The sequence below is a fragment of the Massilia eburnea genome, assembly GCF_050709955.1.
In the GTDB taxonomy this organism is placed as follows: Bacteria; Pseudomonadota; Gammaproteobacteria; order Burkholderiales; family Burkholderiaceae_D; genus Rugamonas; species Rugamonas eburnea_A.
The window spans coordinates 53,525-62,549 of sequence record NZ_JBNZFX010000018.1 but is presented as its reverse complement, the minus strand read 5'-3'; the positions used below and the strand labels follow the sequence as shown (position 1 = coordinate 62,549).

Below are 9,025 nucleotides of genomic sequence, written 5' to 3'. Positions count from 1 at the left end.
AGCTTAGTCCCGGCACCGGATAAGGTAGTGCGCACGCCCCCGCATACGGGGTTTTTGCTGCTGGTGTATATTCCGGTTATTGAATACCTGTGAGCACGCATGAGTTTTGAAATTCGCCGCGCGGAAGCGAAAGACGCCACGGCTGCCTGTGAGGTGCTGCGACGCTCAATCGCCGAATGTTGCGTGCTTGACCATAAAAATGATCCCGCCATTCTAGGCGCCTGGCTTGGGAACAAGACGCCCGAGACGGTAGCGTCGTGGTTTGCCTCGCCCACCAATTTTTCCTTGGTTGCAGTCGAATCGGGCGTGATCGTCGGCGTCGCCTTGCTGACGGCCGCCGGCAAGCTGGCGCTGTGCTACCTGCTGCCTGAGGCGCGCCAGCGCGGCGCCGGCAAAGCGCTGCTGGCCTGCGTCGAACAGCAGGCATGCAGCTGGGGCGTAAAAGCCCTGCAGCTTCACAGCACCGCGACCGGCGAAGAGTTCTTTGCGCGCCAGGGCTACCTCCGCGCGGGCAACGTCCGCTCCCCTTATGGCGTCGACACGGTCTTCTTCTGGAAGCAGCTTGACGGCACTGTCTGCGATGTCAGCAAGCCCAAGCGCTTCTGCGGCTGCAACTAAGGCGTAATCAGCCTTGCTGGGCCTTGGCTGCTGCAGCCTTGGCGCGCAGCGTCGTGACGTTGTCGTAGCCGATGCCCCAGTTATCGGTTTCCACTTCATCGATGATGACGAAGGTGGTGGCCGGGTTCTTGTTCAGCACACGCTGCAACAGCTCGGTCGCGCCCTTGATCAGTTCCAGCTTCTGTTCGGCAGTTGCGCCTTCTTTGGTGATGCGGAAATTTACGTACGGCATGGTGAAGCTCCTTTGGTTGAAAGTGGGTGTTGGATGCAGTACCAGGCCAGTACGGCGCCGAGCAGCAGCAAGATGGTTGAAACGGACAATGCAAATTCGATCTCCTGCATGGCGCCGAAAATTGCCACGCCCATGGCGCCGCCAACCTGGCGCGCAGTGTTCAGTACCGCCGATGCGGTGCCGGCCTGGCTGCGGTCGACGGCCGCAAGAATGGATGTGGTCATCGCCGGCACAGCCAGCCCCATGCCGCCCGGGATCAGCACCAGGCCTGGCAGCATCTCCAGGAAGGTGGCATCGTTCGACACGCCAAAGATACCCAGCAGGGCATAACCGGCTGCGCCAATCAGCCCGCCGGCGATCATTGGCGTGCGCGACCCCATGCGTGCCTGCAAGCGGCCACTGGCGATATTCGAGATGATGAAGGTGCCCGTCAGCGGCAGGAACACCAGCCCGGCATGCATCACGGAGAAGCCGCGCACCTTCTGAAGATAGAAGCTGAGAACAAAGATCATGCCGTAGTACGCAAAGTTGACAAGGACGCCAAATAGTACCGCGCCCGAAAAACCGCTATCGCGGAACAGGCCAAGCGGCAGCATGGGCGCAGCGTTGCGCTGCTGGCTGCGCACGAACAGCACAGCCGACACCAGCGCCACCAGCAGCGCACCTTGTACCAGGTGGCTGGAGGCGCCCAGCGCATTGAACTCGATCACCGCACCGATGAAAGCCGTCAGTGCAACAATAGCCAGCACCTGGCCGGCGAGGTCGAAAGCGCGCGCCGGATCCTTGCCGCGCGCGGACGGCACCACGCGCAGCGTAAGCCAGAAACCCAGCACGCAAATCGGGATATTGACCCAGAAGATGCTGCGCCAGCCGGATAGGCTCATCAGCAAGCCGCCCAGCACCGGGCCAGCCGCAATCGACACACCGCCGGCGGCCGTCCACCAGGCGATGGCCTTGGCCAGTTGCGCCCGGTCATGAGCGTAAGCCGCGTTCAGGATGGCGAGCGAGCTTGGAACCAGCAGCGCAGCACCGATGCCTTGCACGGCACGTGCCAGGTTCAACGCCAGAGCCCCGGGCGCCATCGCGCAAGCCAGCGAAGCTAGCGTGAACAGCGCAAAGCCGGCAAGGAACACGCGGCGTGCGCCGAAGCGGTCGCCCAGCACGCCTGCCGACAGCAGGAACACGGCAAACCCGAGCGTGTAGGCATCGACGACCCACTGCAGGGCGCTGACGCTGGCGTCAAGCTCGCGGCCTATCTCGGGCAGGGCCACGTTGACGATGGTGACGTCCAGTTGGACGATGATGAAGGCGAAGCTGGCTGCCAGCAGTACGGCGGGTGATGGCTTGTTCATGGTGAAGCTCCGGTTGCATAGCTTGCACTATAAATGGCTTCACGCATCAATAAAAATGAATAATAATGAATCCAGCCATCTCAAATGGAGAACGACATGGAACTGTCCTCGCTGAGGATCTTCAAGACCGTTGCAGAGGAAGGCGGCGTGACCCAGGCAGCGGCGCGGCTGCACCGGGTGCAATCGAATGTATCGGCGCGCCTGAACCAGCTCGAAGAATCGCTCGGCGTTACCCTGTTCCACCGCTCGGGACGCCGCATGCTGATCACGGCGGAAGGAACGCGCCTGCTGGAATACGCCGAGCGCTTGCTGCGCTTGGCGGATGAGGCGCAAATGTCGGTGCGCGGCGGCCAGGAGCCGTCCGGCCAGTTGCGCATTGGCTCGATCGAGACCACGGCCGCGGCGCGCCTGCCGCGCGTGCTGGGCGCCTTCCACCGCAAATATCCGCAAGTCGACCTGATACTCGATACCGGGCCGACCGACTACCTGCTGCAGGCGGTGGCCAACCATAAAGTCGACGTGGCGCTGGTCTCCTCGCCGATCGACCGCCCTGAGCTGGAGCAGGTCCCCGTGTTTGTCGAAGAACTGGTATTGCTGACCGATGCGCTGCACGGCCCCGTCACTGGCCCGGCCGATGTGGCGCGCCGCACGCTGCTTGGTTTCCGCAGCGGCTGCTCCTACCGGCGGCGCCTGGAATGGTGGTTTGCCGACGCCGGCGTCAGCCATACCCGTGTCGCCGAATTCGGTACCTTCGAAGCCATCATTGGCTGCGTCGCGGCCGGTATGGGCGTCGCCATGATGCCGCGCGAAGTCCTGCGCCAGCGTGGCCTGGGGCGCACGGTGCAATGCCACACGCTGCCAGCCGAAGTGGCCGAAGTCGAAACGATGCTGGTCTGGCGCCGCGACATCCCCCACCACGCCGCCCGCGACGCCTTCATCGCCAGCTTCGGCCCTGCAAAATGAAAGTCGGGGTCAGCTCCGGCAATCGGACATTTCGCGCAGCGAAATGTCCGATTGCCGGAGCTGACCCCGACTTTTAAAGACGAAGCGAAGGGCGGCTTACAGGGCTGCCAGTGCTGCGTTGAAGGTTGCGCTTGGGCGCATCACGGCGGTGGTCTTCGCGGTGTCGGGCTTGTAGTAGCCGCCGATTTCCATGGCTGCGCCCTGTACCGAGTTCAGCTCTTCAACGATCTTGGCTTCGTTTTCGGTCAGCGACTTGGCCAGCGGTGCGAACTTGGCTTTCAGGTCAGCGTCGTCGTTCTGCGCTGCCAGGGCCTGGGCCCAGTACATCGACAGGTAGAAGTGGCTGCCGCGGTTGTCCAGTTCGCCGGTGCGGGTCGACGGCGACTTGTTGTTGTCCAGCAGCTTGCCGGTGGCTTCGTCCAGGGTCTTGGCCAGGATCTTGGCTTTGGCGTTGCCGGACTTGATGCCCAGTTCTTCCAGCGATACGGCCAGTGCCAGGAACTCGCCCAGCGAGTCCCAGCGCAGGTGGTTTTCTTCCACCAGCTGCTTGACGTGCTTAGGTGCGGAGCCGCCGGCGCCGGTTTCGTACATGCCGCCGCCTGCCATCAGCGGGACGATCGACAGCATCTTGGCCGAGGTGCCCAGTTCCAGGATCGGGAACAGGTCGGTCAGGTAGTCGCGCAGGATGTTGCCGGTCACGGAAATGGTGTCCAGGCCGCGCGAAACGCGTTCCAGGGTGTAGCGCATGGCGCGGGTCTGCGACATGATCTCGATATCCAGGCCGCTGGTGTCGTGGTCTTTCAGGTAGGTTTCCACCTTCTTGATCACTTCCGCTTCGTGCGGGCGGTAGGTGTCCAGCCAGAACACGGCAGGCATGCCGGAGTTGCGGGCGCGGTTGACGGCCAGCTTGACCCAGTCACGGATCGGGGCATCCTTCACCTGGCACATACGCCAGATGTCGCCTTCTTCCACGTTCTGGGTCAGCAGCACTTCGCCGGTGGCCAGGTCGGTGATGTTGGCAACGCCGGCTTCCGCCACTTCGAAGGTCTTGTCGTGCGAACCGTATTCTTCGGCTTGCTGCGCCATCAGGCCCACGTTAGGCACGGTGCCCATGGTCTTCGGATCGAAGTTGCCATGCCATTTGCAGAAGTTGATCATCTCCTGGTAAATGCGGGCGAAGGTCGATTCAGGCATGACTGCCTTGACGTCCGCGGTGCGGCCGTCGGCGCCCCACATCTTGCCGCCGATACGGATCATGGCAGGCATCGATGCGTCGACGATAACGTCGTTCGGCGAGTGGAAGTTGGTGATGCCCTTGGCCGAATCGACCATGGCCAGCTTCGGACGGTTTTCCAGGCAAGCGTGCAGGTCTTTCAGGATTTCGTCCTTCTGCGACGCTGGCAGCTTTTCGATCTTCTCGTACAGGTTGGCCATGCCGTTGTTGACGTTCACGCCCAGTTCTTCGAACAGCTTGGCGTGCTTCTCGAACGCCTGCTTGTAGAAGATGCGCACGCAGTGGCCGAACACGATCGGGTGCGACACCTTCATCATGGTGGCCTTCACGTGCAGCGAGAACATCACGCCGGTTTTGTAGGCGTCGTCGATTTCGCGCTCGTAGAATTCCAGCAGGGCTTTCTTCGACATGAACATGGAGTCGATGATTTCGCCAGCCTGCAGCGCGACCTTCGGCTTCAGCACGATGGTCTTGCCGGACTTGGTGATCAGTTCCATCTTCACTTCGCGTGCCTGGTCCAGGGTCATGGACTTTTCGCCGTGGTAGAAGTCGCCGCCGTGCATGTGCGACACGTGGGTGCGCGATGCCTGGCTCCATTCGCCCATCGAGTGCGGGTTCTTGCGTGCGAATTCCTTCACTGCCTTCGGTGCGCGGCGATCCGAGTTACCTTCGCGCAGGACCGGGTTGACGGCGGAGCCGATGCACTTGCCGTAGCGGGCTTTCAGTGCTTTTTCTTCTTCGGTCTTGGCATCTTCCGGGTAGTCCGGCAGCTTGTAGCCGGCGGCCTGCAGTTCGCGCACGCAGGCGATCAGCTGCGACACGGATGCCGAAATATTAGGCAGCTTGATGATGTTGGTGTCGGGATTCTGGGTCAGTGCGCCCAGTTCGGCCAGGTTGTCCGGCACTTTTTGAGCGTCGGTCAGGTACTCCGGGAAGGCTGCCAGCACGCGGGCGGCAACCGAGATATCGCTGGTCACGACGTCAACGCCGGCCGGTGCTGCGAATTTCTGCACGATCGGCAGCAGGGAATAAGTCGCCAGCAGTGGCGCCTCGTCGGTAAGGGTGTAGATGATTTTAGACTTTTGAGACATGTTTATTCCCTCAAATGCGGATGGTTTCCGCTGGATATTCTTCCCTGGGCCCGCCGGATTCGACAGGCTCGGGGTGGATGGCGGGTGGCGATGGCCTACCGGACAAGCTTGACATTGTAGCTCACAGGAATGGCCGTAACAATTGGCGATGATACTTAGACGGGGCGTCCGGGGTGTCCAGGCCGACCTGGCCTTGGCCGGTCCGGCCCGGCGGCTGGCGGTAGGTGCGGAACAGGTGGTCCCACAGCATCAGCCATTCGCCGAAGTTGACCTGGGCCTCCGCGTAGTCGCGTCGGTGGTGCCAGCGGTGGGTCTGGGCCACGCCGAATACGTGCCGCAGCGGTCCCAAAGAATAGTCGAGATTGGCGTGCTGGAAGGCCAGGTGCACCGAAAGAATGGCCAGGCCGGTCGAGATGACCGCTGCCGGTGCGCCGAGCGCCAGCAGGACGGCGAAGCCCGGCACGCCCATCATCATGGCGTGCAGTGGATGGCGCCGTTCGCTGTTCAGCCAGTACAGGCGCTCGCTGCTATGGTGGGCTTCATGGAACAGCCACAGGCGGTGGTGGCGATGGCTCAGCCAATGCATAAAAAACAAGCCGAAGTCGAGCACGCTCATGGCGGCGGCGATTTGCACCCATGCCGGCCAGTGGGATGGCCAGGCCGCCAGCGCAGGCAGCAAGGCGCGCGCCCAGGCCAGGATTTCGATGCTGCCATACAGGACGCTGGCGTTGACCAGGAAGTGCAGGCTGTCGGTCAGCGTATCGCCATGGTCGGCCAGCCAGGTCCGTTCATAGGGTTGCCAGCGTTCGAGCAGCGCCACGCAGGCGATGCCGGCCAGCGCCATCAGCGGTACGCCTGGCCAGTACGCCAGGCCTTGCGCGGTGGTCCAGAGAATCGCCGCCGCGGCGCCGCCAAAGATGATTGGATAGCTCAAGAAACGTATTGCCCATTGCTTCATATCGACCTCCTGTTGTGAATGGAGGCCAGCGTAAGGGCCCGCGGCTCAGGCGGCTTGAACGAAAGAGCTGTCCAGCACGATGCCCTGCAGCAGGGCCGCCGGGTTCAGGCCGAACATTTCGCGGAAGGTGCGTGAAAGGTGGGCCGAATCGGCGAAACCGGCGGCGTGGGCCGCATCGGTCAGGTTGTGGCCATGCGCCAGCCGGTGCAGCGCCAGTTCCAGGCGCAGCCATTTGCGGTAGCTGCGCAAGGGGAGGCCGGTTTGTTCGACAAACCAATGGGAAAACCGGCTGGGCGACAGGTTTGCCAGCTCCGCCAGCCGGAGGCGGCTAACGCCGCCGGTGTTGACGCCGGCGCGCAATGCGTCCGCCACGACAGCCATGCGCGCATCCGGCGGTGCCGCGCGGGACAGGCCAAACGCATCGCGCAGGGCGCCGCGCAGGGGCCGGCCCGCGTCGGCGGCTGAAAGCAGTTCGCCGCAGAGTTGCGCGGCGAGCGGCAACGCCGCGCCGGCCCGCGGCTCGAACAATGCGGCGCCTTCCGGCGTCAGCGGATCGAGGTAGATCAGCAAAGCCTCCTCCGCGCAGACGCAGTGCGGTAGCCCGGCCGGAATGGCGATTCCCGGTGCGCGCAGCGGGCCGGTCGGCAATGCAACGCCTATTTCCCCGTTCAGCGCGATCACCAGCTGGTGCGCGTAATGGGCGTGCAGCGCGTTGTCGCCGACCGTGCCGCGGAATGCGCCGAAGCCGGCCGACAGCAGGGCGCTACCCGACCAGTGCCGGGACGGCATCAGGCCGCCGCGCATTTGCGCACAGTGTCCCAGGTGCGGGTCGTGATGTTCTTGCCAAAGGTCTTTTCGATCAGGCGCATGAAGAGCGGGCCGTCGCTGCTGGGCAAATAGGTCGAAAACACTTCGCTGCCGATTACGCCGAGCATTTGTGCGCCGCTGACGGGCGGCGGCAGCACAGTCTTGGGCGGCGCATCGCGCATAAAGCTCACCACCCGCTTGGCGGCCGGATCGGCGCCAAGACCAGGATAGGGGTCTTCAGCCAGCAAGTCCTGCAGCTGCTTTTGCGGGCGGATGATGGTGTAGAAGCTGCGGCCGAGCGCCTGTTCCATCGCTGCCTCGGCCTTGCGCTCGAGCGAGGCTTGCGTGGTGGTGCGGGCGTCAAATGCTACATTGCCACTTGATAGAAGCGTTTTGACGTTGGAAAATCCGGCACTTTCGAAGGCAGCTTTCAGTTCCGGCATCTTGCAGTTCATCGGGCTGACGCCGCGGAGCAGGGCAATATAGCGAGGCATTGTGTTTCAGATAAGGGTTGAACCGAAGGGATTATCGTTCGAAACGGATGGCGAAGCCAGCCTGCTGGTATCGGCCGCCCGCGCCGGCGTGGTACTGCCCAGTTCGTGCCGCAACGGCACTTGCCGCACCTGCATCTGCCAGGTGCAAAGCGGCAGCGCGCGCCACCTGATCGACTGGCCGGGATTGAGCCGGGAAGAGAAGCAGCAAGGCTATATCCTGCCTTGTGTTGCGGTAGCGGTGTCCGACCTGGTCATTGTGGCGCCCGCAGCCAAGTTTACGACAATTTGTTAAAGGGGTTTCTCAACTCATTCTCTATTGCTATAGTAATCGTTATTGCAATTGCTGGAATCGCCATGACAACACGCAGAGACTTCCTCCATATGATGGCGGGCACCACACTGGCCGGCTTGCCGCTGATTGGCCAGGGTCGCCCGCAGTCGGAGCCGGAACCTCCGCCCGATATTTTCGATGCCCAGATGCTGGACCTGGAGTTCTGGATCAAGCCGCGCACCCTCAGTGTGATCCGGCCGCAGAGCGGGGAAAAAGCCCGGCTGACATACTGGAAGGATGGCGAGATCATCGATTCGGCTTATCAGGAACTGTGCCACTTGCTGCGCGACGTGAATGGCAAGGAGACCGCGCCGATCGACCCGAAATTGTTTGAAACCCTGTGGGGAGCGCAGGCCTTCGTGCAGCGTTTCGGGATCGAGAGCCCGCTGGAGATTCTGTCGGGGTATCGCACGCAGGCTTCCAACAAGCGCTTGATCGAACAGGGCATTCCCGCAGCGCGCCAGTCGTTGCACATGAGCGGCAAGGCGGCCGATATCCGGATTCCGAACTTGAATGCGGAGGTGCTCGGGAGCCTAGTGCAGAGTTTCCGCCAGGGCGGCGTTGGCTTCTATTACCGCCAGGGCCCGCGCGGGGGCTGGATTCATGCGGATACGAGTTTGCAGCGGAGCTGGAAGGGCTAAACCGGCAAATCTGGGTCAGACCCAAGGGTCTGACCCAGTCTGAGCTTGGGCCTGCGGCGTTGACCGGTCGGGTCTGACCCTTGGGTTAGACCCTGGTTTACCGGTTCTCAATGGTAGTAGTAAGCCGGCGTCGGCACCGCATCCGTCCGCGCCAGCCTTTCCGCCTCCAGGTCCACCCGATGATCCCACCAGATATTCCAGCCAACCCGCTGGTCTTCCACCATCTCCGGATGTTCATCGAGCAGCTTGCCGAAGAACGCATCAAACTCAGATACATATGCGATTACTTTCATACCGCCTCCCA

General features: G+C 62.5%; 11 protein-coding genes. 4 read left to right on the top strand and 7 right to left on the bottom strand.

The window, feature by feature from the left end; all coding sequences use genetic code 11:
• The first annotated feature begins 99 nt into the window (after positions 1 to 99).
• Positions 100 to 618 (top strand): GNAT family N-acetyltransferase, encoded by a 519-nt coding sequence (locus ACQ4MM_RS10585; RefSeq protein ID WP_431477328.1) that lies wholly within the window; start codon positions 100 to 102, stop codon positions 616 to 618.
• 7 nt (positions 619 to 625) lie between these two features.
• Here the strand turns inward: ACQ4MM_RS10585 and ACQ4MM_RS10580 are convergent, their stop codons facing one another.
• Positions 626 to 850, bottom strand: coding sequence for a 2-hydroxymuconate tautomerase family protein (locus ACQ4MM_RS10580; RefSeq protein WP_431477327.1), 225 nt, complete (start codon positions 848 to 850; stop codon positions 626 to 628).
• Positions 838 to 2,202, bottom strand: coding sequence for an MFS transporter (locus ACQ4MM_RS10575; protein ID WP_431477326.1), 1,365 nt, complete (start codon positions 2,200 to 2,202; stop codon positions 838 to 840). The genes ACQ4MM_RS10580 and ACQ4MM_RS10575 overlap by 13 nt, the downstream gene beginning before the upstream one ends.
• A 96-nt stretch (positions 2,203 to 2,298) precedes the next feature.
• Between ACQ4MM_RS10575 and ACQ4MM_RS10570 the strand changes: the two genes are divergently transcribed.
• Entirely contained in the window at positions 2,299 to 3,165 is an 867-nt protein-coding gene (locus tag ACQ4MM_RS10570; RefSeq protein ID WP_431477325.1) for a LysR substrate-binding domain-containing protein, read from the top strand.
• Between the two features lie 96 nt (positions 3,166 to 3,261).
• Here ACQ4MM_RS10570 and ACQ4MM_RS10565 read toward each other — a convergent pair whose 3' ends face one another.
• The 4 genes from ACQ4MM_RS10565 to ACQ4MM_RS10550 all read right to left on the bottom strand — a co-directional run bounded on the left by ACQ4MM_RS10565 (position 3,262) and on the right by ACQ4MM_RS10550 (position 7,749).
• Entirely contained in the window at positions 3,262 to 5,490 is a 2,229-nt protein-coding gene (locus ACQ4MM_RS10565; RefSeq protein ID WP_431477324.1) for an NADP-dependent isocitrate dehydrogenase, read from the bottom strand.
• Positions 5,491 to 5,611: 121 nt separating this feature from the next.
• On the bottom strand, positions 5,612 to 6,448 hold the full coding sequence (locus ACQ4MM_RS10560) for a sterol desaturase family protein (protein ID WP_431477323.1): 837 nt from the start codon (positions 6,446 to 6,448) through the stop codon (positions 5,612 to 5,614).
• A 45-nt stretch (positions 6,449 to 6,493) separates the two neighbouring features.
• Entirely contained in the window at positions 6,494 to 7,237 is a 744-nt protein-coding gene (locus ACQ4MM_RS10555; RefSeq protein WP_431477322.1) for a helix-turn-helix domain-containing protein, read from the bottom strand.
• Complete coding sequence (locus ACQ4MM_RS10550) at positions 7,237 to 7,749, bottom strand: DUF1697 domain-containing protein (RefSeq protein ID WP_431477321.1); 513 nt, start codon at positions 7,747 to 7,749, stop codon at positions 7,237 to 7,239. The genes ACQ4MM_RS10555 and ACQ4MM_RS10550 overlap by 1 nt, the downstream gene beginning before the upstream one ends.
• A 1-nt stretch (position 7,750) precedes the next feature.
• On the opposite strand from ACQ4MM_RS10550, the gene ACQ4MM_RS10545 reads away from it, so the two are divergent.
• Positions 7,751 to 8,041: a 2Fe-2S iron-sulfur cluster-binding protein gene (locus ACQ4MM_RS10545; RefSeq protein ID WP_431477320.1), complete on the top strand. Its 291-nt coding sequence runs from the start codon at positions 7,751 to 7,753 to the stop codon at positions 8,039 to 8,041.
• Positions 8,042 to 8,133: 92 nt separating this feature from the next.
• Positions 8,134 to 8,721 carry a YcbK family protein gene (locus tag ACQ4MM_RS10540; RefSeq protein WP_431477344.1) on the top strand — a complete coding sequence of 196 codons (588 nt, stop codon included), beginning with the start codon at positions 8,134 to 8,136 and terminating at the stop codon, positions 8,719 to 8,721.
• Between the two features lie 107 nt (positions 8,722 to 8,828).
• On the opposite strand, the gene ACQ4MM_RS10535 is transcribed toward ACQ4MM_RS10540, so the two are convergent.
• Positions 8,829 to 9,014, bottom strand: a complete 186-nt coding sequence (locus tag ACQ4MM_RS10535; protein ID WP_431477319.1) for a DUF3460 family protein — start codon at positions 9,012 to 9,014, stop codon at positions 8,829 to 8,831.
• Between the last annotated feature and the right edge of the window lie 11 nt (positions 9,015 to 9,025).